Here is a 24,444-nt window from a genome sequence, read left to right on the forward strand (position 1 = left end):
TCGCTTTCTCGCTTTCTCGCTTTCTCGCTTTCTCGCTTTCTCGCTTTCTCGCTTTCTCGCTTTCTCGCTTTCTCGCTTTCTCGCTTTCTCGCTTTCTCGCTTTCTCGCTTTCTCGCTTTCTCGCTTTGTCGCCTTCTCGCCTTCTCGGCAACGCGCATTCCGCGCGACATGCACACGCCCGAAACTCGCCGCTCCGTCTCTCGCCAGCCGGCCAACGCGCGCCGCCTCGACCCGCTTGGGCCGCGGACCCGATGCAATCGCCGCGCCATCGACCGATCATCGGCCGCCCCGCCCGGGATGGGCCGCACCCGGCCGCATGCGGTCCGCTCATTGCGCCTTCGCGTGCTGCGCGAGGCCAATCGCCTTGTAGTCGTAGGTCGGATAGAACGCCGTACGATAGGCGCCCCATGCGGTGTCCTCGAGCGCGCGATTGACCTCGCGCAGCCGTGACGCCGGCAGGCGCAGCACGACGACCTGGCCGATCCCCATCGCAACGGTCCAGCTCACGACTTCGACGCCCGGCGGCGGAAATGCCTTGTAGAAGCCTTGTCGTGCGAGTTGCGCGTTCAGTTCGGCGAGCGGCCGCGACTCGCCGTGCCGCAGGAAGATCGTGAGCAGGATCGCGTTGTCCGCCGTCGCGACGGCCTAGCCGGGCACGGGCGTGACGGCGAGCCGTGCGTCGGCGACGCCGCCCGCAAGCGCAGCCACCACCGCGGCGCAGCGGCGCCGGCCAGTCTTTCCGAGTGATGTCTTCGTCATGTACATCTGTGACGCCTCCACGAAAAAACGCACGTCGACCGGGCAAGCGACGCGCGGTGCAACGTTCACGCAGCCGAACGATGGCCGCCCGGCGCACGCCGCACCGGCGTGCCCACAACCGGCCGCGCGCGCCGCGCCCTGCCGCACCGAACCACGACCTTACGATTTCGATTCGTTTCGGTTGTAAGCAGATGTCGCATCGCCGCCCAACGGCCCGATACCGTGCTACTAATAGCGCGGGACGCGCGCTGCGCATGCTGTCGGGCGCGCCGCGCCTCGCATCCGGATCCCGTCCGACGACCACACAGGAGTTCCAATGAAAAAGATCACGCTGACTTTCGCTGCCGCGCTCGCGCTGACGGCCGCGCTCGCGCACGCCCAGGCGCCCGCGTCGATGCCGGCCGCGGCGGCCGCCTCCGCCCCCTCCGCGGCCGCGCGCCATGAAGCGCGCGTCGAGGAGCGCATCACGTACCTGCACAACCAGCTGAAGATCACGCCGGAGCAGGAACCGCAATGGAAGACGTTCGCCGATACGATGCGCGACAACGGCGCGACGATGGCGCGTCTCTATCGCGAACGGATCGAGAACAAGAACGCGTCCGCACTCGATGACATGAAGCAGTACGCCGAACTGACGCAGACGAATGCCGACGGCGCGAAGAAGCTCGCCGACGCGTTCGCGCCGCTGTACGCGAATTTCCCCGCCGAGCAGAAGACGCTCGCCGACTCGACGTTCCGCAAGTGGCTGCACCCGGAGCCGGGCAAGGCCCGCGCACGCAAGCATTCGGGCAAGGCGGACGGCCAGGCCGCCGCGAGCTCGGGCGCCGCGCAGTAACGCGTGTCGCGCTAGCCTGCGCGCGGCGCGCTCACGTCCGTTCGCGCCGCGCCGCGCAACTGTGCGACCGCGTCGACGAACGGACGAACGGACGAACGAACGGACGGCGAACCGCCCGGCGGCCACCTGCAAGCACGCACTCGCATCACCGATCCACGATCGCCGGCGCCGGTCGTCCTCTTGCCCCGTCGTCCTCTCGTCCGCTCGCGCAGGCCCCGGTGGGCTTGCTTGCCCGGCTCCCGCATCGGCGAGCACGCCTCGCCGATCCGTCACCGCGCGGACGTGACCCGCTCGATCATCGCCCGCACCGCGCGCATCTGCGCTCCCGACTTCAGCGCATAGTTCTGCCCGGTATACGCGTACCAATCCCAGCACCCCTGAGGATTGCTCGGCACGCCGGTCTTCGCGACCTGCGGATACAGCACGACGATCCCGTTCGCATCGGCCCAGTTGTCGTACGTCGTCATGTCGCGCACGACGGCCGCCGACTGCAGGCAGCCATGAAACACGACGTGAACCTTGCAGCCGGCATTCGTGTCGCACGCGCGCGGCACGTACGCATAGCCGTCCGCCGCGAGCCCGCTCGACACCGGCGCGAACTCGCGCTGGTCGAACGTGATCGCCCGTCCGGTCGGCTGGGCAACGGGCGGCGCGAGCGCGCCGTAGATCGTCTCGAGCAGCGCGCCCGCCTGGTCGTAGCCCGACTGGCCGACCTTGCAGTGGCTGATGTATGGCGCGGCATTCGCATCGCACACGTTGCCCGCGGACGGCGTGATGAACGCATGCCCGGCCGGGATGTCGGCGACATAGACGATGTTCGACACGGGCACGCCGGCGAGCCAGAAGAACGACCACGTCGTGTCGACGACGGACTGGCGGACGATCGTGTCTTTCGTGCCGCTGAACAGATAGATCTTCGTGCGTTGCAGGTTCGCGAGCGGATCGATCTGGCCGCTCGCCGCGAAGCCTTGCGCGGCGGTCAGCAGCAACCCCGAATCCGGCACCATGTTCGGCACGAGGCCCATGCAGACACCCGTGTTCGCGAGGCTGCCCGCCGCGCAGTAGTACGGACCGCCCGCAATCGCGCCCGCGCCGATCACCGACGCCGAATACGCAACCTGGTACTGGATCGCCATGTACGCGCCCGACGACAGCCCGGACACCGACACCTGATTGGCGTCCGCGCGCAGCATGGGCAGCGGCGGCGAAGCTTGCGCGCTCGCGGACGCGACGGCGGCGAGCGTGATCGTGAGCGCGGCGGCGAGCGTCGCGCGCGCGGCGGCATGGCGCATCTGCATGGATTTCCCCTTGGTCTGCGCCGAGCGACGGCCGCGGCGGCCGGCATCGATCGGACTGGTCGAGACAGTCGGACGGTAAATCGAGACGCGATCACTTCATATTCGTCTCAACGCCCGCCACCCGCAAGGTTGGCGTTCACGCGCGTCCGGATTCGCGCTAAAGTGATGCGCTTTTATTGACGAAAATCGACATGATCGAACTGAAAAACGTCGACCTCCGCAATGATCCCGACGCGTTGCGCGTCGTCAAGGGCGAGACGGTCCAGGTCGAATTCGCCGCGCAGCCGGGCGAATTGATGAGCCTCGAAGGCCCGAACCGCTATGCGGCGGGCGACGCGCTCGTCACCGGTTCGACGGGCGACCGCTGGGTGGTGTCGCGCGAGCGCTTCGACGCGAAGTACGTGCCCGCCGCCGAAGGACTCGCCCACGGCGAGCCGGGCGGGTACCGCAACCGCCCGGCCGTCGTGCTCGCGAAGCGGATGGACACGCCGTTCTCGATCGCGCGTTCGGCAGGCGGCGACACGCTGCGCGGCGACGCGGGCGACTGGCTGATGCAGTACGCGCCGGGCGACTACGGCGTCGTGCAGGCGAAGCGCTTCGCGCAGGTGTACCGCGAGGCGGACTGACGCCTGCGCGCGCGGCGCGCCGCTCACCCGTGTACCGGTCTTGCATCCGCGCGCCGATCGTACATCCGCGCGGCGGGCGGTGAACGGCGAACGAAGCCCGCGCGCCCCGTTGCACGCGCTGGGTCCACCGCCGTCCGCCGCCCGCCCGCGCTCTTGCCGCGCTCTTGCGCGACCACGTTCCGGCGTCAGGGCGCCGACGTCACCCGCTCGATCATCTTCCGCACTGCGCGCATCTGCGCGCCCGATTTCAGCGCGTAGTTCTGTCCCGTATACGCAAACCAGTCCCAGCATCCCTGGGGATTGACGGGCAAGTCGGCCGCCACCTGCGGATATAGCATGACGATTTTGTTCGCATCGGCCCAGTTCCGGTACGTGGTCATGTCGCGCACGACGTCCGCCGATTGCTGGCAGCCGTGAAACACCACGTGGACCTTGCAGCCCGCGCTCGCGTCGCACGCGCGCGGCACGTATGCGTAGCCGTCCCGCGCGAGCCCGCTCGACACCGGCGCGAACTCGCGCTGATCGAACGTGATCGCGCGTCCCGTCAACTGCTCGACGGGCGGCGAAAGCGGCCCGTAGATCGTCTTAAGGAGCGCCCCAGCCTGATCGTAGCCCGCCTGCGCGACGGTGCAATGATTGATGTACGGCGCGGCATTCGCGCTGCATACGTCGCCCGACGACGGCGTGACGAACGCATGCCCGGCCGGCACATCGACGACGTAGGCGAGATTCGTCGCGGGTACGCCGGCTTGCCAGAAGAACGACCACGTCGCGTCGACGACGGGCTGCCCCACGACCGCGTCCTTCGTGCCGCTGAAGAGATAGACCTTCGCGTGCTGCAGATTCGCGAGCGGATCGATCAGACCGTTCGCGGCGAAATCCCGCGCCTTGGTCAGCAATTGCTTCGAATCCGGCATGCCTTGCATGCAGGACTTCGCATTGACCGGTTCGCCCTTCGCGCAGTAATACGGACCGCCCGCGACCACGCCCGCGCCGATCACCGACGCCGAATACGCGACCTGGTACTGGACCGCCATGTACGCGCCCGACGACAGCCCGGACACCGACACCTGATGCGCGTCCGCGTGCAGCGCGGGCAACGTCGGCGAAGCTCGCACGTTCGAGGATGCAACGACCGCGAGCATGATCGGGAGCGCGGCGGCGAGCATCGCACGCGACGCAACGTGACGTATCTGCATGGACTTCCCCTTTGTCATGCCGACCGACCGTCGAATGCGATCGGGGTCGATCGGCCGGTTGGCGAAACCGCTCGGCACATCGAGAGGCGATGCCGGCATCTTGACCGCGCCGCCGCGTCGTCGACAAGCGCGGCGCCCGTGCGGACCCGGTTTCAAATCGACGCGACGGTTTTTTTTGGGTGCAAACCGATGCGATCGCGCTGAAAGGCGTCGACCTTCGCAACGATCCCGATGCGAAGCCAACCATCAAAGGGCAAGGCAATCCGAGAAAAACGTCGTGCGCGGATGCATCGCACCGCGGAACCGATGCGTGTCACGACACGCTCGCGCGAAAACGCGTGCACGCCGCAAGCAGGACGAAGGCGTTCCGCACGACGAAGGCGGGCCGTCGCCGGATCGCCGTCGAGCCGGACGCCGATCCGGCCTGTGGGCGGGACCATTCGCCACGAAGTCAAACGAACGGCTCGTGGAAGCGCGCCCGCACATCCGGCAGGCGGGACCGGGGCCATGCCCCTGACGGCGCGTCACGGCGCCGGCCGATCGCCGGACTGCGGGCGCGTCGCGGCCGATCGTCAGCGTGGCGATCGCGAACGCGCGCCGCCCGTCACGCGAACTCGTCGCCCAATTCGAGCGTCGTCTCGCGCGGCACCGCCTCGCCCGCCGCGTGCCGCTCCTCGAGCGTGCCGAGCATCGCCTCCACGTACGCGCGCAACACCGCATGGCTGCGTGCGCGCTGCATCGGCTTGAACGCGAGATAGCGCCGCAGCGCGGCGGGCGCGAAGCGCACGTCGAGCGTCATCTTGCGCGGCGTCGCGCCGAAGCGCATCGCGAGCCAGTGCACGGCAAGGAAGCGTCCCGCTTCGTCGGTGCGTTCGGCAAAGTGCGTCTGCTCGGGAAAGAGATCGCAGATCACGCGCGCGAGCGCGTCGAATTCGGCGCTCGCGCAGTCGTATTGATAATCGTCCATCGTCGCGTTTCGGGTCAGCGTGCGGCGCGCGCGGGCCGGCACAGTTTCATCAGCGCGCCGGCGAAGCCCGCCGTCAGCAGCAGATACAGCGCGACCATCCATTCGAACGGCACGCCGCCACCGTTATACAGGATCGACGGCAGATCGGTGATCGGATGCAACACGATCATCGCCGGCAGAATCCAGCGCTTGCCCGCGCGGATACCGCGCCACATCAGCACGGAAAGCGCGACCTGGACGACGAACGCGGCGACGCGCTCGAGCGCCGACACCGCGACCGACGCCGGCGACATCGTCGCGAGCGTCACCTGGATGCGCAGCGCGAGGTCGGCGGGCATCGTCGAGAGCTGCGCGTTCAGCTCACCGCGGTTCGCGAGCCACGCGAGATAGACCCACTGCGCGAGCACGACGACGCCGACGAACCACGCCTGCGCGCCGCCGTGGCCGATCCCGTTGGCGAAGCCCCGGGCGTCGCCGTCCGACGCGCCGTAGCGCCTCGCGAGAAAGCGCAGCCCGAGATAGCGGCCGATTTCCTCGAAGAGCGCGGCGACGACGGTGCCGAACACCGCGAACGTGACGGGCTTCGACAGCCACAGCACGGCCGACGGCTGGCTGAGCAGCACCGCGTAGAGGCCGCGTTCGAGCAGCGTCGCGAACAGCATGTAGACGGCGATGCCGACGATCGCGTCGCGCCGGTCGAGCGCCATCGGCTTGCGGAGGAATCGATAGAGGCCGATCGGCAGCAACGCCACGACGAGCGTGGCGATGACGAGCGCCGCCAGCGTGACGGAAGCAACGGTCATGACAATCCTTGTTCGGAACCCGCACCGGAGCGGTGCGTGCCCCGAATGATACTCAGCTTGCGGTCGATGCGCGCACGCGAAGCTCGCCGGGCAGCAGCGCTTCGTGGAAATCGCCCGTGCCGCCGTCGATCCGCTCGTGGGCGAATTCGACCGCGCGATAGCCGATGTCGTAGGTCGGCTGGCGGATCGTCGTCACGCCGATCAGCTCCGCCCAGTCGGGATCGTCGATCGCGATCAGCGCGACGTGCTTCTGCCACGCGTCCCCGAGCCGCGCGTGCAGATGCCGCGCGATCGCGAGCGCCACGGGCGCGTTCGCCGCGAAAATCGCCGGCCGCACCGGCTCGCCCGCGGCCGCGTCGATGCGCGCGTCGAGCGCCGCGAGCGCGCGCTGCGTCGAATCGGCGTTCTTCGGTTCGAGCACGATCGTCGGATGCACGATGCGCCCCGACGCGGCGATCTTCGCGCGAAACGCCGCCTCGCGCAGCCGCCGCGAGCTGACGTGCTCGAAAGGCTGCACGACGAAATGAATCGTCCGGAAGCCCTGCGCGAACAGGTGCTGCAAGCCCATCTCGACCGCGGCCGTGTTGTCGAGGCCGATCATGTCGGCCTCGAAGCCCTCGACGTTGCGGTCGACGAGCACCGTCGGGATGCCGCCGCCCCGCAGCAACTTCAGCGCGTTCTCGTCGGCGCCGAGCGCGTTGACGATCATGCCTTCGACACGGTAAGTGGTGAGCAACTGCAGATAGCGCCGCTCCATCTCGAGCTCGTTCGCCGCATGGCAGATGAGCGGCATGTAGCCGAGCGCGTGGCACGCGGCTTCGACGCCGCGCAGCACTTCGACCGTATAGGGGTTCGTCAGGTCCGCGGCGAGCAGGCCGAGGAGCCGGTTGCGGCCGCGCTTCAGGCCGCGCGCCATCTGGTTCGGACGGTAGTTCAGGCGCGCGATCGCATCCTCGATGCGCTTGCGCAGGTCGGCGGACAGCACGTTCGTCTCGCCGTTCAGATAGCGCGACACGCTGGTCTTGCCAGTGCCCGCCTCGCGGGCGACGTCGCTGATCGTCGCGGGACGCGACGGTTGAGTTCGGGATTCGCTCACAGTGGCGCCTCGTGACGAGCGGCCCGCGCCGCCTCGCGAACGGGCGGGTCATTGTTGTTGGATGGAAAGGCCAACTGGCGATGTCTCCTGTCGGCCGATTCCGGCCCGGCAAAGCTACGGACGGCGCACGAGCGCCCATCTTGCCGCGACGGCTCCGCGACGATTAGCGGGCGATCATAACGCAGGCGATCGGGCCGTACCAAGACGCCCCCCTCTAGCGTGGAGGGGCGCGCGGCAGGCGAAGCGGCACGCATGCCGGATGCGCGTCGCGCAACGGCAGCGCGTTGCCGCCGCCGTTGCAAGACGTGAATCGAATGAAAGGTCGCTGCGTCGCGCATCATCGCGTTCTCCGCATCGAAGCCTGCGTTCGCGGGCAAGCCCGCAAGCTGTCGGACTGCTGACGATTCGGCGGCCGAATATCGCCGCTAAGCGAATTGCATCGGACATCGAGCCCGCGCCCCGTGCCGAGAGCGTGCGATGCGGCATGCCGCGCGGCACGACGCGTCGAAGCGCGCACGCAAGGCCGCATCGCGAAACTTCCACTCCCCACTTCCCCCACGCCCCCCGCTTCCTTCGCGCCCGGCGAATGCGCCGCGCGCGATCCGCGCGACGTTCACTGCGCCGATTGCGCGCGCTTCAGCACGTCGCGGTTGACGACATTGCACGCAAGCGTGCCGTCGAGCGCCGCGACCAGGTTTTCCGCCGCGCAGCGCGCCATCGCGTGCCGCGTCTCACGCGTCGCCGAACCGATGTGCGGCAGCGCGACGACGTTTTTCATCGACAACAGCGGCGAATCGGCGGCGAGCGGCTCGCGCTCGAACACGTCGAGCCCCGCCGCGCGGATCGTGCCCGCACGCAGCGCGTCGACCAGCGCGGCTTCGTCGACGACGGGCCCGCGCGATGCGTTCACGAGGATCGCGCTCTTCTTCATCTTCGCGAATTCGCGCGCGCCGATCAGATGCCGCGTATCCGGAGAAAGCGGCACTTGCAGGCATACGAAATCGGCGGTCGCGAGCAGTTCGTCCAATTCGACGCGGCGCGCGCCGAACTGCGCTTGCGCCTCCGGATTCGCGCTGCGGTTCGTGTACAGCACCGGCATCCGGAAGCCGAGCGCCGCGCGGCGCGCGAGCGCCGCGCCGATGCGCCCGAGCCCGACGATGCCGAGCGTCTTGCCGTTCACGTCGGTGCCGTACAACGACTCGCCGATGCTCTGCCGCCACTGCCCCGCCTTCACGTATTCGGCGAGCTCGACGACGCGCCGCGCGCTCGCGAGGATCAGCGCGAACACGGTGTCGGCCGTCGCTTCGGTCAGCACGTCGGGCGTGTGCGCGAGCACGATCCCGCGACGCGTCAGATCGGCGACGTCGAAGTTGTCGAAGCCGACCGAGATCGTCGACCACGCGCGCAGGCGCGGCGCGCGATCGAGCAGCTCGGGCGTGATTCTGAGACTCGCGCCGAGCGCGCCGTCGGCGGCGTCGAGCGCGCGCGCGAGCGCGTCGGCGCCGTCGACGACGGTCACGTCGGCGCGCTCGCGCAGGGTCGCGAGCACGTCGTCAGGGAGCGGCTTGTAGACGACGATGCGATGCTTCATCGATTCATTTTCCTTGCAACGGATGAGCGAGCGGCGGCGTCTCGCCCGCCTGCTTCACGGACAGCGTGAGCACGACGGCCGCGACGAGCGCGGCGCTCATGAAAGCGTAGGACGCGACGGGCGAGCCCGTCGCGCCGTTCAGATAGCCCACGACGTACGAGCCGACAAACGAGCCGAGCGCGCCCATGCTGTTGATGAGCGCCATCGCGCCGCCCGCGACGTTCTTCGGCAACAGCTCCGGCACGATCGCGAAGAACGGCCCGTACGGCGCATACATCGCCGCGCCCGCGACGACGAGGAGTGCGTACGAGATCCAGAAGTGCGTCGAGCCGAGTGCGTACGACGCGGCGAACGCGGCCGCGCCGATCAGCAGGAACGGCCACACGAAGCCCTTGCGCGAGCCGAGCTTGTCGGACGCCCACGATGCGGCGAGCATCGCGATCGTCGCCGCGAGATACGGCAGCGCGGAGAGCCACCCCGTTTCGACCATGCCGAGCGCCGAGCCGTTCTTCACGATCGACGGCAGCCACAGCACGAAGCCGTACACGCCGATGCTCCAGCAGAAGTACTGCGCGCACAGTTTGACGACGGCGGGCGAGCGGAACGCCTCGCGATGGTTGCGCACCGGCTTGAGCGCCGCCTGCTCGGCGGCGAGCGCGGCGTCGAGATCGCGCTTTTCCCGATCGGTGAGCCACTTCGCCTGCGCGGGCTTGTCCTGCACGAGGAACCACCAGCAGACGGCCCACACGACGGCGGGCAGCCCTTCGGCGATGAACATGTGGCGCCAGCCGAATTCGTGGACGAGGTAGCCCGACACGACCGACATCCACAGCACCGTGACCGGATTGCCGAGGATCAGGAACGTGTTCGCGCGTGAGCGCTCGCGCTTCGTGAACCAGTTGCTGATGAAGACCAGCATCGCGGGCATCACCGCGGCCTCGACGACGCCGAGCAGGAAGCGGATCGCCATCAGCGACGGGATGTTGCTGACGACGCCCGTGAGCGCCGCGCAGCCGCCCCACAGCACGAGGCTCCAGAACACGAGCGTCTTCACGCTGCGCCGCTCCGCATAGATCGCGCCCGGGATCTGGAAGAAGAAATAGCCGAGAAAGAACAGCGCGCCGATCAGCGACGACAGCCCCTTGCTGATGCCGAGATCCTGGTTGATCCCGGCCGCGGCGGCGAAGCCGTAGTTCGCGCGGTCGAGATACGCGAGGCTGTACGTGATGAAGACGATCGGCATGATCGTCCACCAGCGGCGAAGCGCGAGCGTTGCGGGCATGATGTGAGTCTCCTGTTTCGAGCGGCGCCGTATGAAACGCGCAGTTCGCCGCGATTGTGCCCGTCCTGCGTCGGGACGGGCGGCTTATCGCGCGAGCGGCGCCTCTAGCCGATCCGGCGCATTGCTCCGGTTTTCGATTCGATCGAGCTGCTCGCGCGTCGGCAATCCCTCCGAGTCGCCGATCACCTGGATCGCGAGCGCGCCGATCCGGTTGCCGCGCGCGAGCGCGTCTTCGATCGCGCGGCCGTCGAGCAGCGCGCTCACGACGCCGACCGCGAAGCCGTCGCCCGCGCCGACCGTGTCGACGACGTGTTCGACGCGCTCGCCCGCGACCGTCCCTTCGCGCCCGTCGCCCGTGCGGAAGTACGCGCCCGCCGCGCCGAGCTTGATCACCACGCCGCGCGCGCCCCGCTCGAGGTAGAAGCGCGCGATCTCGGCGGGCGTGTCGAGCCCCGTCAGCTGACGCCCTTCGGCGAGCCCCGGCAGCACCCAGTCCGCATGCTCGGCGAGCGCGTTCAGCGTGCGCGCCATCGCTTCCGGCGACGGCCACAGCGTCGGCCGCAGGTTCGGATCGAACGACACCGTCTTGCCCGCCGCGCGCATCGCGCGCGCGAGGTGGAACGCGAGCTCGCGCGACGATTCGGACAGCGCGGGTGCGACGCCCGTCAGGTGCAGGTGCCGCGCGCCGAGCACGTAATCGGACGCGTAGTCGTCGAGCGACAGGCGGCTCGCGGCCGAGCCCTTGCGGAAATATTCGACTGCGGGATCCGCACCGTCGGTCGCGCGCGACTTCAACTGGAAGCCCGTCGGATAGCGCGCGTCGACCGTCACGCACGACGCGTCGACGCGCTCGCGCGCGAGCGTGTCGAGCACGTAGCGGCCGAACGAATCGGCGCCGACGCGGCTGATCCAGCCGACGCGAAAGCCCAGGCGCGCGAGGCCGATCGCGACGTTCAGATCGGCGCCCGCGATACGCTTCGTGAATTGCGTCGCGCTGTCGAGCGGACCGGGCTCGGCGGCGACGAACATCGCCATCGCTTCGCCATAGGTGACGACGTCGAGCGGGGCTTGCATGGGCTGGCTTACTCCTTCGGTCAGCGGCCCGAAGCCGGCGCAAGCGCATAGCTTGGCCGAGTCGGGCGCGAGTGGGTGGGTTTCATGCGGCCTTCAGCCATGCGACGCGCGTCGTCGCATCGTCGGCCACGCGCGCCGCGTCGAGCGGAAATTCGATTCCGCGCGGCACCGTGCGCGGCAGCAGCGCGAGCGCGTCGTCGCAGAAGCGGTCGTGCGGCGGCGGCGCGATCGCGAAGCGGCGCGCGCCGTCGCCGTCGACTGCCTTGCAATGGATGTATGCGACGTGTTCCGCCAGTGCGCGCGCGGCGGCGAGCGGCGCTTCGCCCGCCCATAGCCAGTTGCCGATGTCGAACGTCATGCCGACGAGCGCCGGGAACGCTTCGTCGCGCAGCGCGGCGAACAGCGACGTGAACTGCGCGAGCGCGCCGCCCTGCCGCATCTGGCCGTTCTCGACGAGCACGCGGGCACGCGCGCCAAGCGTCGCGGCGGCGATCTCGGCCGCGTGCGCGTGCGCGGCGAAGCCGCCCAGCTGGAATTTGACGAAGCGCGCGCCGAGCGCGTCGGCTTCCGCGAGCGTCGCGGCGAGCGCGTCGCGGTTCAGGTCGCCATCGTCCGCGTAGAGCGTTGCGGGCGTCGAGTACACCGACCACAGCCCGGCCGCGGCGAGCGCGTCGCCAAGCTGCGCGAGCGCGGGCATCGCCGCGTCGTCGTCCGACGCGAACAGCTCGCGCCGCACCTCGAAACCCGCCGCGCCTGAATCCGCCGCCGCGGCGACGAATGCGCGATGGCCCGCGCGGCGCACCGCGTCCGCGCCGAAGGCGCTCGCGACGATCACGATGTCGACCATGCTTTGCTCGCCTCCTCTGCGATCGGATTTTGTCGGAACCGTCTGGAACCGATTGGAACCGGTTCCAATCGCCAATGGACGAATAGTGCGCCGAGCGTTCGAAGCGAACCATAGAGGAAATCCCTAGGCATAGCCTCCGGTGATGCCGCGGCGTTGACGGCGCGCCGCCGGTGCACAATAGCCGCGGCATACCGCCGGAATGTCGCCGGAATACGGACAAAGACCGATCGTCATGCGCCAGCCGGCGTCCCGGCGTTTCGTCCCGCCCGTCCCACAGGAGCAAACGGCATGCTCGTCCCGTACCTGCTTGCGAGCGCATTCTTCTTTCTCCTCGCCGTCCCGCTCGCGGCGAAGCGGATCGGCCCCAACCGCTTCTACGGCGTCAGGACGCGCGCGACGCTGCGGGACGCCGCGCTCTGGTATCGCCGCAACCGGATCTTCGGCCTCGCGCTGATGCTCACGAGCGCCGTCTTCATCATCGTCATCGGGTATTGCCGCCTGCGCGGCGCGCGCGTGCCGAACGCCGTCCTGCTGGCTGCGTTCGTCGCCGAAATCGCCATACCGGCCGGCGTCTGCTTCATTGCGCCGGGGCCGCCGGGCGGCCGCCCCGACCATGGCCGTCGATAACCGGCCGCCGCCCGCATCAAGCCGGATCGGCCTGCGCGACGCACAGCTCGAGAAAGCGCGCGGCGACGCGCGACGGCGTCGCGCCGTGCGGCATGAGGATCGAGAAATGGCGCGTGAGCGGCTCGGGCGCGATCGACACCATCGCGAGCGCCGCGTCGTCGTGCCGGAGCGACATCGCGGACACGAAGCCGATGCCCATTCCCGCACGCACCGCCTCCTTCACCGCCTCGACGCCCGCGATCTCGAACGCGACCGCGAGCGGCGTCGCCGCGCGCGCGAACGCGCGCTCGACGAGCTGCCGCACGCCCGAGCCCGCCTCGCGCAGCACGAGCGGATACGCGGCGAGCTCGTCGAGCGTCGCACGCGGGCGGCCCTGCGCCCGACGCGCGGCGAGCGGATGCGACGCCGGCACGATCGCGACGATCTCGTCCTCGCGCCACTCGTGAACGGTCGTGCCGGTCGGCAGCGCGTCGCCGGGCGGGCCTTCGACGAGCGCGACGTCGAGCGACGCGAGCGACGCGACGACGTCCGACGTGTTGCCGCTCATCGTCTGGATCGCAACGTCCGGCGCGAGCGAGTGAAACGCGGCGAGCAGGTACGGCAGCAGGTAGCTCGCCGGCGTCGTGCTCGCGCCGATCCTCAGCGTGCCGCGCTCGAGCCCGCGCACCGCGTCGCGATACGCGCGCGCCTGCGCGAATGTGTCGCGCAGTTGCGTCGCATGCCGCGCGAGCACCTCGCCGACAGGCGTGAGGCGCACGCCGCGCCCGTCGCGCTGGTACAGCGGCTCGCCGAACGCGTCCTGTAGCTGGCGCAGCTGGCCGGACACCGCCGGCTGCGACAGATGGAGCGCGAGCGCCGCGCGGCTGATGTTCCGGTGCTCGGCGACCGCGGCGAACGTTATCAGTTGATCGGGGGTCATCGCTCGGAAATATCGGATTTCCGGATATTTTACGTTACAAATGACGATTTTTCATATCGATATATCCAAATTAGGATTAGGCCCGTTGTCACGGAAAACGAATCGAACGACGCCATGTCCACGCTCACCTCCCCCCAACTCAGCGCCGCCGCGCCGTCGATGCGCGGACGGCTCAACGGCATCCTGTTCGTCGGCCTCTTCGCGCTCGCCGTCACGAGCGTCGCGCAGATGCCCGCGGTCGCGCATTTCGGCTTGAGCCCGCTCATCGTCGGAATCGTCACGGGCGCGCTGTACGGCAACCTGCTGCGCGACGGGATGCCCGCGAGCTGGGCGGCCGGCATCGACTTCTCCGCGCGCAAGCTGCTGCGGATCGCGGTTGCGTTCTTCGGATTGCGCGTGAGCCTGCAGGAAATCGCGCAAGTCGGCCTGCCGGGGCTCACCGTATCGGCGCTCGTCGTCGTGAGCACGCTCGCCGTCGGCACCTGGGCCGGCATCAGGCTGATGAAGCTCGATCGCGACGCCGCGCTCCTGACCGCCGCGGGCAGCGCGATCTGCGGCGCGGCCGCCGTGCTCGCGTTCGAATCGACGCTGCGCTCGAAGCCGCACCAGAGCGCGATGGCGGTCGGCAGCGTCGTGCTGTTCGGCACGCTGTCGATGTTCGCGTACCCGCTCGCCTACCGCGCCGGCTGGCTGCACCTCGACGCGACGGGCCTCGGCCTCTTCTTCGGCGGCACGATCCACGAGGTCGCGCAGGTAGTCGGCGCGGCGAGCGACGTCGGCCCGGAAGTCACGCGCGTCGCGACGATCGTCAAGATGACCCGCGTGATGCTGCTCGTCCCGGTGCTGCTCGTGCTGGGCGCGTGGCTCGCCCGCTCGGCGCGCCGGTCCGCGGCCGGTCACGGCGCGCCGCGCAAGCTCGCGGTGCCGTGGTTCGCGCTCGGCTTCCTCGGCTTCGTCATCGTGAATTCGCTGCAAATGCTCCCCGCCGCCGCGATCGGCACGCTCAACGCGCTCGACACGTTCGCGCTGACGATGGCGATGACGGCGCTCGGCATCGAGACGCGGATGTCGCAGATCCGCGCGGCCGGCCCCCGTGCGCTCGCGACGGGCCTCATCCTGTACGCATGGCTGACTTTCGGCGGCTATGCGATCGTCTGGGCGACGGAGCGCTGGCTTGGCTGAACGGCCGCCCGCCTCTTCGCACCGCCGCGCCGCGTCCGCCGGGTCCGCCCCGTGCACGCGGCGCGATGCTATTCTTCCGCTCGATTTCATCCGCAGAACCACTTCCGTCGTGCTCTCGTTCCTGCTCAAGCTGCGCACGCGCGCGCAAACCCTGTTTCGACTGTCCGACGCGCATACGATGCTCGTCTGGTCGGTGATCGTCGGCATCGGCGGCGCGCTCGCGACGGTCGCGTTCCGCGAAGGGATCGAGCTGATCCAGCGCGCGGTTTCCGGCACGAGCGGCAGCTTCACGGAAATGGCGAAGCGCCTGCCGTGGCAGGTCCGCTTCTGGCTGCCGGCCGCGGGCGGCTTCCTCGCCGGCTGCGTGCTGCTCGTCGCGCAGCGCGGCGCGCGCAAGGAAAGCAAGACCGACTACATGGAAGCCGTCGCGCTTGGCGACGGCATCGTGCCGGTGCGACAGAGCCTGTGGCGCAGCGCGTCGTCGCTGCTCACGATCGGCAGCGGCGGCTCGATCGGCCGCGAAGGCCCGATGGTGCAGCTGGCCGCGCTCGCCGCGTCGCTCGTCGGCCGCTTCGCGCACTTCGATCCGCCGCGGCTGCGCCTGCTCGTCGCGTGCGGCGCGGCGGCGGGGATCACGTCCGCGTACAACGCGCCGATCGCGGGCGCGTTCTTCGTCTGCGAGATCGTGCTCGGCTCGATCGCGATGGAGAGCTTCGGGCCCGTCGTCGTCGCGTCGGTCGTCGCGAACATCGTGATGCGCGAGTTCGCCGGCTACAAGCCGCCTTACGAGATGCCGGTGTTTCCGGCCGTCGCCGGCTGGGAAGTGCTGCTCTTCGTCGCGCTGGGCCTGCTTTGCGGCGCGGCCGCGCCGCAGTTCCTGCGCCTCCTCGATCTGTCGAAGACGCAGTTCAAGCGCCTGCCCGTGCCGCTGCCGGTGCGGCTCGCGCTGGGCGGCCTCGTCGTCGGCGTGATCTCGGTGTGGGTGCCCGACGTCTGGGGCAACGGCTACAGCGTCGTCAACGCGATCCTGCATTCGCCGTGGACCTGGCAGGCGCTCGTCGCGGTACTCGTCTTCAAGCTGATCGCGACCGCGGCGACGGCAGGCTCCGGCGCGGTCGGCGGGATCTTCACGCCGACGCTCTTCGTCGGCGCGGTGGTCGGCTCGCTGTTCGGCATCGCGCTGCATGCGCTGATGCCCGGGCACGTGTCCGCATGGTACGCGTACGCGGTGGTCGGCATGGGCGCGTTCCTCGCGGGCGCGACACAGGCGCCGCTGATGGCGATCCTGATGATCTTCGAGATGACGTTGAGCTACCAGGTCGTGCTGCCGCTGATGATGTCGTGCGTCGTCGCGTACTTCGCGGCGCGCGCGATCGGCAAGACGTCGATGTACGAGATCACGCTGCGCCGGCATCGCGACGACGAGGCGCGGATGCGCCTGCGCACCGCGCAGATGCGCGACCTGATCCAGCCCGCCGCGACCGTCGTGCCGCTCACGGCGAGCGTCGCGGACATGACGCGCGTGTTCCTCGAATATCCGGTCAAGTATCTGTACGTGACCGACGACGCCGGGCGCTTCCGCGGCGCGGTCGCGCTGAAGGACATCACGTCCGATCTGCTCGAGAAGCGCGACACGACGCACAAGAGCGCGGCGAACTACCTGCACACGCCGTTTCCGCTGCTCACGCCGGACATGCCGATCGGCGCCGCGCTCGAGCACTTCATGCAGTTCCAGGGCGAGCGGCTGCCCGTCGTCGAGCGCGCGGACGATCCAACGCTCGCCGGCGTCGTCTACAAGACGTCGCTCCTCGACGCATATCGTCGGATGAACACGGATTTCGAGCGCTGAATGCTCGCGGGCGGCGGCGTTCGAACGCCGCCGAGCCGGCTGCGGGCGCGCGGCCTGGCGCGCCCCGAGATCGCGCGGGATTCGACTGAAAAAACGGCTGAAACAGGTGAAGAAGCGCGGCGGCGAATCGAGACGCCGGCGGAGACGCCGGCGCGAAACGCCCGCGCGAGGAACGACGACGGAACGCGGCGCCGGAAGCGGCGCGGCGCCGCCTTCGTCAGTCCGGCGCGCGCCCGAGCACGACGCGTGCGAAGAAGCCGGCGAGCACCTCCTGCGCGGTATCGCCCGTCACGTGCCGCGGGTCGGCCGCATGGTACGACTGCACGCCGTCGCACAAACTCATCAGCCCAAGCGCGAGCACGTCGGCGGGCAACAGGAGCGGCGTGCCCACGCGCTCGGCGAACGTCAGGATGTAATGCGCGAAGCGATCGCGCTTTTCCTTCACGAATTCGTTGAAGCGCGCGCGGAACTTCGCGTCGCGCGTCGCCTGCAGCTTCGCCTCGCCCCACAACAGAAACGCCTGGCTGTTGCGGAAGAACTGGCTGTAGTACTCGAGCGCATGCGCCTCCATCTGGTCGCGCGTGCCGCCGCTCTCGAAGATCTTCTGCAGATCGGACTCCGCCTCTTCGTGATCGCGCCTGAGCAGTTCGAGCAGCAGTTCGGCCTTGCCGCGGAAGTTCGAATAGAACGCGCCGCGCGTGAAGCCCGCCGCCGACGCGATGTCCTCGACGCTCGTCGCCACGTAGCCCTTCTTCGTGAAGGTCATATGCGCAGCGTTGAGCAGACGCTCGCGCGTCAAGTCCTTGCTCTGTTCTCGGGTCAGGCGGGTCGGTTTCATGGCCTGGAAGTCTAGCACCTTCTCGCGAATCGAAACATCTTTGCATTCAGATACAACCCTGTATTAGAATTCAGCCAAGTTTTTGTAAGCAAGTCAGCAACGTGCGCGCCGATTGTTTTGTTTTGCCGCGTGCGACGCCGGGCAAGCGCATCCGGCTTGCCGGTTTTTTTCCGTTTTCTCCTGTTTGAGGGGTCACCGTGAATCGTTCCGGTTCTCGCGTCGCGCTGATGATCGGCGTTGCGCTCATCGTTGCCGCCTGCCACCGCAAGGAAGCCGCGCCGCCCGCGCCGCGCCCCGTGGTCGCCGTGCCGGTCCAGGCGGACGGCGTCGCCGCCGCCGTGTCGCTGCCCGGCGAGATCCAGTCGCGCTACGCGACGCCGCTGTCGTTCCGGATCGCCGGCAAGATCGTCGAGCGCAAGGTGCGCCTGGGCGACGCCGTGAAGAAGGGGCAGATCGTTGCGCTGCTCGACACGTCCGACGTCGCGAAGAACGCGGCGAGCGCGCAAGCGCAGCTCGACGCCGCGACGCATGCGCTGACCTTCGCGCAGCAGCAGGTCCTCCGCGACCGCGCGCAGGCGCGCGAGAACCTGATCGCGCCCGCGCAGCTCGAGCAGACCGAGAACGCGTACGCGTCGGCGCGTGCGCAGCGCGACCAGGCCGCCCAGCAGCTCGCGCTCGCGAAAAACCAGCTGCAATATGCGACGCTCGTGGCCGATCACGCGGGCTACATCACCGCCGAGCAGGCCGACACCGGACAGAACGTGTCCGCCGGCCAGGCCGTCTATCAGCTCGCGTGGTCGGGCGACGTCGACGTCGTCACCGACGCGCCGGAAAGCGAGCTGCCGCTCCTCACCCCCGGCCATGCAGCGCGCGTCACGCTGCCGGCGCTGCCCGGCCGCACGTTCGACGCGCGCGTGCGCGAGATCGCGCCCGCCGCCGATCCGCAGAGCCGCACGTACCGCGTGAAGCTCACGCTCGCGCAGCCCGATCCCGCGGTGCGGCTCGGGATGACCGCGAACGTGTCGTTCTCGTCCGATGCATCCGGCAACGCGCCCGCGCAGACGCGCTTCACGCTGCCGTCGACGGCCCTCTTCCACGCGGGCAACGCGCCCGCGCTGTGGGTCGTGCGCAAGCAGGACGACACGCTCGAGCTGCGCCGCGTCGACGTCGCACGCTACAGCGAGCGCACGGTGACCGTGTCGAACGGGCTGCAGCCGGGCGAGCGCGTCGTGCTGCAAGGCGTGCACACGGTCAGCGCGGGCGAGAAGGTGCGCGCGGTGCCGCCGCTTCATCCGGAGGACGTCGCGTCATGACGGCGGGCCGACAAGAAGGCGGACGCTTCAACCTGTCCGCATGGGCGCTGCGCCATCAGGCGCTCGTCGTCTACCTGATCGCGCTCGCGACGATCGCGGGCATCCTCGCGTACACGCGCCTCGCCCAGTCGGAAGATCCGCCGTTCACGTTCCGCGTGATGGTGATCCGCACGTTCTGGCCCGGCGCGACCGCGCGCCAGGTGCAGGAGCAGGTCACCGACCGGATCGGCCGCAAGCTGCAGGAGACGCCCGCGATCGACTATCTGCGCAGCTACTCGCGCCCCGGCGAATCGCTGATCTTCTTCGCGATGAAGGATTCGGCGCCCGTCAAGGACGTGTCGGAAACGTGGTATCAGGTGCGCAAGAAGGTCGGCGACATCTCGATGACGCTGCCGCCCGGCGTCCAGGGGCCGTTCTTCAACGACGAATTCGGCGACGTCTACACCAACATCTACACGCTCGAGGGCGACGGCTTCTCGCCCGCGCAGCTGCACGACTACGCGGACCAGTTGCGCGTCGTGCTGCTGCGCGTGCCGGGCATCGCGAAAGTCGACTACTTCGGCGATCCCGACCAGCGGATCTTCGTCGAGATCGACAACACGCGCCTCGCGCGGCTCGGGATCTCGCCGCAGCAGATCGCGCAGGCGATCAACGCGCAGAACGACGTGTCGTCGCCGGGCGTGCTGACGGCCGCGCACGACCGCGTGTTCATTCGCCCGAGCGGCCAGTACGAGAGCGTCGACGCGATCGCCGACACGCTGATCCGCATCAACGGCCGCACGTTCCGCCTGGGCGACCTCGCGACGATCAAGCGCGGCTACGACGATCCGCCCGTCACGCAGATGCGCGCGAACGGCCGCGCCGTGCTCGGCATCGGCGTCACGATGCAGCCGGGCAGCGACGTGATCCGGCTCGGCAAGGCGCTCGATGCGAAGTCGAAGGAATTGCAGGCGCAGTTGCCCGCGGGTCTCAAGCTGAACGAAGTGTCGAGCATGCCGCACGCGGTGTCGCATTCGGTCGACGATTTCCTCGAGGCGGTCGCCGAGGCGGTCGCGATCGTGCTGATCGTGAGCCTCGTGTCGCTCGGCCTGCGCACCGGGATGATCGTCGTGATCTCGATCCCGGTCGTGCTCGCCGTCACCGCGCTCTTCATGTACCTGTTCGACATCGGGCTGCACAAGGTGTCGCTCGGCACGCTCGTGCTCGCGCTCGGCCTGCTCGTCGACGATGCGATCATCGCGGTCGAGATGATGGCCGTGAAGCTCGAGCAGGGCTTCAGCCGCGCGCGCGCCGCCGCGTTCGCCTATACGAGCACCGCGTTCCCGATGTTGACGGGCACGCTCGTCACCGTGTCCGGCTTCCTGCCGATCGCGCTCGCGAAATCGAGCACCGGCGAATACACGCGGTCGATCTTCGAGGTGTCCGCGATCGCGCTGATCGCGTCGTGGTTCGCGGCCGTCGTGCTGATTCCCCTCCTCGGCTATCACATGCTGCCCGAGCGCAAGCATCCGCCGAAGGACGCGGCGGCGGGCGGCGCCGCGCACGCGCACGGCCACGAACATGAGCACGACATCTACGACACGCGCTTCTACACACGGCTGCGCGTGTGGATCAACTGGTGCATCAAGCGGCGCTTCTTCGTGCTCGCGATCACGGGCGTGCTGTTCGTCGTCGCGCTCGCGGGCTTCTCGCTCGTGCCGCAGCAGTTCTTCCCGAGCTCCGACCGCCCCGAGCTGCTCGTCGACCTGCGGCTGCCCGAAGGCGCATCGTTCGACGCGACACTCAAGCAGGCGCAGCGCTTCGAGAAACTGATCGAAAAACGGCCCGAGATCGACCATTCGGTGAACTTCGTCGGCTCCGGCGCGCCGCGCTTCTATCTGCCGCTCGACCAGCAGTTGCAGTTGCCGAACTTCGCGCAGTTCGTGATCACCGCGAAGTCGGTCGAGGATCGCGAAAAGCTCTCCGCGTGGCTCGCACCGATGCTGCGCGACCAGTTCCCGGCGGTGCGCACGCGGATCTCGCGGCTCGAGAACGGTCCGCCCGTCGGCTATCCGGTGCAGTTCCGCGTGAGCGGCGACAGCATCGCGACCGTGCGCTCGATCGCGGAAAAGGTCGCGGCGACGATGCGCGCCGATTCGCGCGCGGTCAACGTCCAGTTCGACTGGGACGAGCCCGCCGAGCGCTCGGTGCGCTTCGAGCTCGACCAGCACAAGGCGCGCGAGCTGAACGTCACGTCGCAGGACGTCGCGGGCTTCCTCGCGATGACGCTGTCCGGCACGACGGTCACGCAGTACCGCGAGCGCGACAAGCTGATCGCGGTCGACCTGCGCGCGCCGCGCACGCAGCGCGCCGATCCGGCGAATCTCGCGAACCTCGCGATGCCGACGCCGAACGGTCCGGTGCCGCTCGGCTCGCTCGGGCGCTTCCACAACACGCTCGAATACGGCGTCGTCTGGGAGCGCGACCGCCAGCCGACGATCACCGTGCAGTCCGACGTGGCGGCGGGCGCGCAAGGGATCGACGTCACGCACGCGATCGACACGAAGCTGAACGAATTGCGCGGGCAACTGCCCGTCGGCTACCGGATCGAGATCGGCGGCTCCGTCGAGGAAAGCGCGAAGGGGCAGACGTCGATCAACGCGCAGATGCCGCTGATGGTGATCGCCGTGCTGACGCTGCTGATGATCCAGCTGCAGAGCTTCTCGCGCGTGCTGATGGTCGTGCTGACCGCGCCGCTCGGGATGATCGGCGTCGTCGGCACGCTGCTCCTGTTCGGCAAGCCGTTCGGCTTCGTCGCGATGCTCGGCGTGATCGCGATGTTCGGGATCATCATGCGCAACTCGGTGATCCTCGTCGACCAGATCGAGCAGGACATCGCCGCCGGCCACGGGCGCTTCGACGCGATCGTCGGCGCGACGGTGCGGCGGTTCCGGCCGATCACGCTGACGGCCGCGGCCGCCGTGCTCGCGCTGATTCCGCTGTTGCGCTCGAACTTCTTCGGCCCGATGGCGACCGCGCTGATGGGCGGCATCACGAGCGCGACCGTGCTGACGCTCTTCTTCCTGCCGGCGCTCTATGCCGCGTGGTTCCGCGTGAAGTCGGACGAGCGCGACCCGGAGCCGCCCGCCACGCCCACGGGAGCCTGACCATGCGCGTTTCGATCCAACCGTTCCCGGCCCGCGCCGCCCGGCGCGCGACGGCCGCGGCCGCCGTCGCCGCACTGGCCGGCTCGCTCGCCGGCTGTGCGTTGTTCGCGCCGAGCGACGCGCCGCCCGCGATGCCCTCGCCCGCGCATTACGGCGCGACGCCGCTTCCCGAGCGCACCGCCGCGGCGCACGGCGTCGCGCAGCGCTTCGACGTCGGCGCGCAGCCGGTGCCCGACTGGTGGAAGCAGTACCGGTCGCCCGCGCTCGATTCGCTCGTCGACGAAGGCTTGCGCAACAGCCCGACGCTCGCCGCCGCCGAGAAAAGCCTGACCGCCGCGCGAGAGCAGTTGCGCGCGCAGATCGGCAGCTCGCTGCTGCCGTCGATCGACGCGGGCGGCCAGGCGACGCGCGAGCGTGCGCTCGGCGTGCCGACGTTCGGCCCGCAGACCGTGCTCTACAACGTGTTCGCGGGCCAGTTGCAGGCGAGCTACACGCTCGATCTGTTCGGCGCCGCGCACTTCGCGAACCGCGCGCTGTCCAGTCGCGTCGACGTGACCGCGTACCAGCTCGAATCCGCGCGGCGCGCGCTCGCCGCGAACATCGTGACGGCCGCCGTCACGTCGGCCGCGCTCGCCGAGCAGGTCTCGACGACCGAACGGCTCGTCGCGCTCGCGCGCGAGCAGGCGAACGACACGGCCGCGCGCTACCGGCTCGGCGCCGCGTCGCGCGCGGACATGCTGAACGCGCAGCAAAGCGCGGCGGCGCTCGAAGCGAGCCTGCCCGCGCTACGCCAGCAATGGCAGTCGACGCGCCACGCGCTCGCCGTGCTGCTCGGCCGCACGCCCGATCAGGCAAGCGCCGATCTCGCGCTCGCCGACCTGCATCTGCCCGAGGACGTGCCCGTCGTCGTGCCGTCGACACTGCTCGAAGCACGGCCCGACATCCGCGCCGCCGAAGCCGGATTGCAGGCGGCCGCGGCCGAGGTCGGCGTCGCGACCGCGCAGTTGTTCCCGCAACTGTCGCTGTCGGCGTCGATGGGCCATGCGGGCTTCAACTGGCCCGCGATGCTGTCGGGCGCGGGCGCGATCTGGAGCGTCGGCGCGTCGCTCACGCAGCCGCTCTTCCACGGCGGCGCGCTGCTCGCGCAGCGCCGCGCGGCGCGCGCGACCTACGACGCGGCCGTCGACCAGTACAAGCAGACCGTGCTCGCCGCGTTCCAGGACGTCGCCGACAGGCTCGCCGCGCTCGACAACGATGCGAGCGCGCTCGATGCGTCCAACCGCTCGGCGGTCGCCGCGCGCGGCGCGTTCGACGACACCGCGGCGCGCGTGCGGCTCGGCGCGCTGCCGCCGTCGGCCGCGCGTGCGAGCGAGCAGCAGTACCGCAACGCGCGGCTCGACGAGATTCGCGCGACGGGCACGCGGCTCGTCGATACCGCGCGGCTCTATCAGGCAATGGGCACGCCGAAGGACGGCGGAAAGGATGCGAAGCGCGCGAGCGACGCGGACGGTGCGCAGGATGTCGGCGACGCGAAGCGCATGCGCGACGCTGGCGGCACGGGCATGTCCGGCGTTGCCGGCACAGTCGATGCTGCCGCGGATGCGGCTCGCGCCGCGGGCACCGGTGTCGGAACCACTGCCGTGACGAACGAAGCGAACGAAGCGAACGTTGCAGACGATGCGGACGCACCACATGCGATTGCCGCAAATGGCCAGACGAACGCAACGAGCGCGGCAAGTTCGACGCATGCGCGCGGCACGGCAGGCACGCAGGACCCAGCGAACTCGCCGAACTAGGCCCGCGCGTTGAATACGCCGAGCATTTTCGGAGACGAAAATGCGGATCTACGAACGCTGCCTGTCGCTGGACGAAACCCGCTTCATTCTGGCGAACTACGGTAAGCGCGCGACGGAATGGCCGCAGTTGATGGCGGACGTGCGCGATGCGATCGACGCGGGCGCGCCGCCCGCGTCGCCGGAATGCCGCGCGCTCGCGCAGCGCGCTGGCTCGCGCCGTTCCGCAGCTACGCGGGCGACGATCCGGCAACGCAGTCGGAATTCCGGCACGCGCTGATGAACGAGCCCGAGCGGATGACGGGCACGTGGGCCGACGAAACGCTGCTCGGCGTCGTCCGCGAAGCGATGCGGCATCTAACGCAGCCGCACTGACGGACGGCACGCGACGCACTCGCGC

At 69.3% G+C, this 24,444-nt stretch carries 20 protein-coding genes and 2 pseudogenes; 9 read left to right on the forward strand and 13 right to left on the reverse strand.

Annotation, left to right across the window (positions count from 1 at the left end):
- Positions 1-327: 327 nt before the first annotated feature.
- Positions 328-645: pseudogene (locus WS62_RS26775) on the reverse strand (hypothetical protein); the annotation flags it as partial.
- A gap of 430 nt (positions 646-1,075) precedes the next feature.
- On the opposite strand from WS62_RS26775, the gene WS62_RS26780 reads away from it, so the two are divergent.
- Positions 1,076-1,594 carry a Spy/CpxP family protein refolding chaperone gene (locus WS62_RS26780; RefSeq protein WP_066577338.1) on the forward strand — a complete coding sequence of 173 codons (519 nt, stop codon included), beginning with the start codon at positions 1,076-1,078 and terminating at the stop codon, positions 1,592-1,594.
- Positions 1,595-1,863: 269 nt separating this feature from the next.
- Here the strand turns inward: WS62_RS26780 and WS62_RS26785 are convergent, their stop codons facing one another.
- Positions 1,864-2,892 (reverse strand): extracellular catalytic domain type 2 short-chain-length polyhydroxyalkanoate depolymerase, encoded by a 1,029-nt coding sequence (locus WS62_RS26785; protein ID WP_066577339.1) that lies wholly within the window; start codon positions 2,890-2,892, stop codon positions 1,864-1,866.
- Positions 2,893-3,083: 191 nt separating this feature from the next.
- Between WS62_RS26785 and WS62_RS26790 the strand changes: the two genes are divergently transcribed.
- Positions 3,084-3,518, forward strand: coding sequence for a PGDYG domain-containing protein (locus WS62_RS26790; RefSeq protein WP_066577387.1), 435 nt, complete (start codon positions 3,084-3,086; stop codon positions 3,516-3,518).
- Positions 3,519-3,703: 185 nt separating this feature from the next.
- On the opposite strand, the gene WS62_RS26795 is transcribed toward WS62_RS26790, so the two are convergent.
- From WS62_RS26795 to WS62_RS26830, 9 genes are all read right to left on the reverse strand, one after another.
- Positions 3,704-4,717, reverse strand: a complete 1,014-nt coding sequence (locus WS62_RS26795) for an extracellular catalytic domain type 2 short-chain-length polyhydroxyalkanoate depolymerase (protein ID WP_066577346.1) — start codon at positions 4,715-4,717, stop codon at positions 3,704-3,706.
- Positions 4,718-4,869: 152 nt separating this feature from the next.
- The gene (locus tag WS62_RS37000) at positions 4,870-5,157 is read right to left on the reverse strand and encodes a hypothetical protein (RefSeq protein WP_156441155.1); all 288 of its coding nucleotides are present in this window, start codon (positions 5,155-5,157) and stop codon (positions 4,870-4,872) included.
- Positions 5,158-5,321: 164 nt separating this feature from the next.
- Positions 5,322-5,684 (reverse strand): DUF3022 domain-containing protein, encoded by a 363-nt coding sequence (locus tag WS62_RS26800; RefSeq protein ID WP_066494783.1) that lies wholly within the window; start codon positions 5,682-5,684, stop codon positions 5,322-5,324.
- A 14-nt stretch (positions 5,685-5,698) separates the two neighbouring features.
- A complete protein-coding gene (locus WS62_RS26805; RefSeq protein WP_066577347.1) occupies positions 5,699-6,487 on the reverse strand; it encodes a YhfC family intramembrane metalloprotease in 789 nt (262 codons plus the stop codon).
- A gap of 52 nt (positions 6,488-6,539) precedes the next feature.
- Entirely contained in the window at positions 6,540-7,583 is a 1,044-nt protein-coding gene (locus WS62_RS26810; RefSeq protein WP_066577349.1) for a LacI family DNA-binding transcriptional regulator, read from the reverse strand.
- 613 nt (positions 7,584-8,196) lie between these two features.
- Positions 8,197-9,174, reverse strand: coding sequence for an NAD(P)-dependent oxidoreductase (locus WS62_RS26815; RefSeq protein ID WP_066577350.1), 978 nt, complete (start codon positions 9,172-9,174; stop codon positions 8,197-8,199).
- A gap of 4 nt (positions 9,175-9,178) precedes the next feature.
- Positions 9,179-10,456 carry an MFS transporter gene (locus WS62_RS26820; RefSeq protein WP_066577353.1) on the reverse strand — a complete coding sequence of 426 codons (1,278 nt, stop codon included), beginning with the start codon at positions 10,454-10,456 and terminating at the stop codon, positions 9,179-9,181.
- A gap of 84 nt (positions 10,457-10,540) precedes the next feature.
- A complete protein-coding gene (locus WS62_RS26825; RefSeq protein WP_066577356.1) occupies positions 10,541-11,530 on the reverse strand; it encodes a sugar kinase in 990 nt (329 codons plus the stop codon).
- Between the two features lie 82 nt (positions 11,531-11,612).
- Positions 11,613-12,377 carry a TIM barrel protein gene (locus WS62_RS26830; protein WP_066577359.1) on the reverse strand — a complete coding sequence of 255 codons (765 nt, stop codon included), beginning with the start codon at positions 12,375-12,377 and terminating at the stop codon, positions 11,613-11,615.
- Between the two features lie 288 nt (positions 12,378-12,665).
- On the opposite strand from WS62_RS26830, the gene WS62_RS26835 reads away from it, so the two are divergent.
- Complete coding sequence (locus tag WS62_RS26835) at positions 12,666-13,004, forward strand: SdpI family protein (RefSeq protein WP_066577361.1); 339 nt, start codon at positions 12,666-12,668, stop codon at positions 13,002-13,004.
- Positions 13,005-13,020: 16 nt separating this feature from the next.
- Here the strand turns inward: WS62_RS26835 and WS62_RS26840 are convergent, their stop codons facing one another.
- Positions 13,021-13,923, reverse strand: a complete 903-nt coding sequence (locus WS62_RS26840) for a LysR family transcriptional regulator (protein ID WP_066494740.1) — start codon at positions 13,921-13,923, stop codon at positions 13,021-13,023.
- A gap of 114 nt (positions 13,924-14,037) precedes the next feature.
- Here WS62_RS26840 and WS62_RS26845 point away from each other — a divergent pair, with 114 nt between their 5' ends.
- On the forward strand, positions 14,038-15,105 hold the full coding sequence (locus WS62_RS26845) for a YeiH family protein (RefSeq protein ID WP_066577363.1): 1,068 nt from the start codon (positions 14,038-14,040) through the stop codon (positions 15,103-15,105).
- Positions 15,106-15,214: 109 nt separating this feature from the next.
- Positions 15,215-16,954: a ClcB-like voltage-gated chloride channel protein gene (locus tag WS62_RS26850; protein WP_066577367.1), complete on the forward strand. Its 1,740-nt coding sequence runs from the start codon at positions 15,215-15,217 to the stop codon at positions 16,952-16,954.
- A 217-nt stretch (positions 16,955-17,171) separates the two neighbouring features.
- Here the strand turns inward: WS62_RS26850 and WS62_RS26855 are convergent, their stop codons facing one another.
- Positions 17,172-17,792: a TetR/AcrR family transcriptional regulator gene (locus WS62_RS26855; RefSeq protein WP_066494734.1), complete on the reverse strand. Its 621-nt coding sequence runs from the start codon at positions 17,790-17,792 to the stop codon at positions 17,172-17,174.
- Positions 17,793-17,989: 197 nt separating this feature from the next.
- Between WS62_RS26855 and WS62_RS26860 the strand changes: the two genes are divergently transcribed.
- From WS62_RS26860 to WS62_RS35080, 4 genes and pseudogenes are all read left to right on the forward strand, one after another.
- Positions 17,990-19,105, forward strand: a complete 1,116-nt coding sequence (locus tag WS62_RS26860) for an efflux RND transporter periplasmic adaptor subunit (RefSeq protein ID WP_066577370.1) — start codon at positions 17,990-17,992, stop codon at positions 19,103-19,105.
- Positions 19,102-22,251 (forward strand): efflux RND transporter permease subunit, encoded by a 3,150-nt coding sequence (locus tag WS62_RS26865; protein WP_066577373.1) that lies wholly within the window; start codon positions 19,102-19,104, stop codon positions 22,249-22,251. The genes WS62_RS26860 and WS62_RS26865 overlap by 4 nt, the downstream gene beginning before the upstream one ends.
- Before the next feature lie 2 nt (positions 22,252-22,253).
- Positions 22,254-24,047: an efflux transporter outer membrane subunit gene (locus WS62_RS26870; RefSeq protein ID WP_082721317.1), complete on the forward strand. Its 1,794-nt coding sequence runs from the start codon at positions 22,254-22,256 to the stop codon at positions 24,045-24,047.
- Between the two features lie 13 nt (positions 24,048-24,060).
- Positions 24,061-24,419, forward strand: a pseudogene (locus tag WS62_RS35080) (MerR family transcriptional regulator); the annotation flags it as partial.
- Positions 24,420-24,444 lie beyond the last annotated feature (25 nt).

The sequence above is a fragment of the Burkholderia sp. ABCPW 14 genome, assembly GCF_001523835.1.
In the GTDB taxonomy this organism is placed as follows: domain Bacteria; phylum Pseudomonadota; class Gammaproteobacteria; order Burkholderiales; family Burkholderiaceae; genus Burkholderia; species Burkholderia mayonis.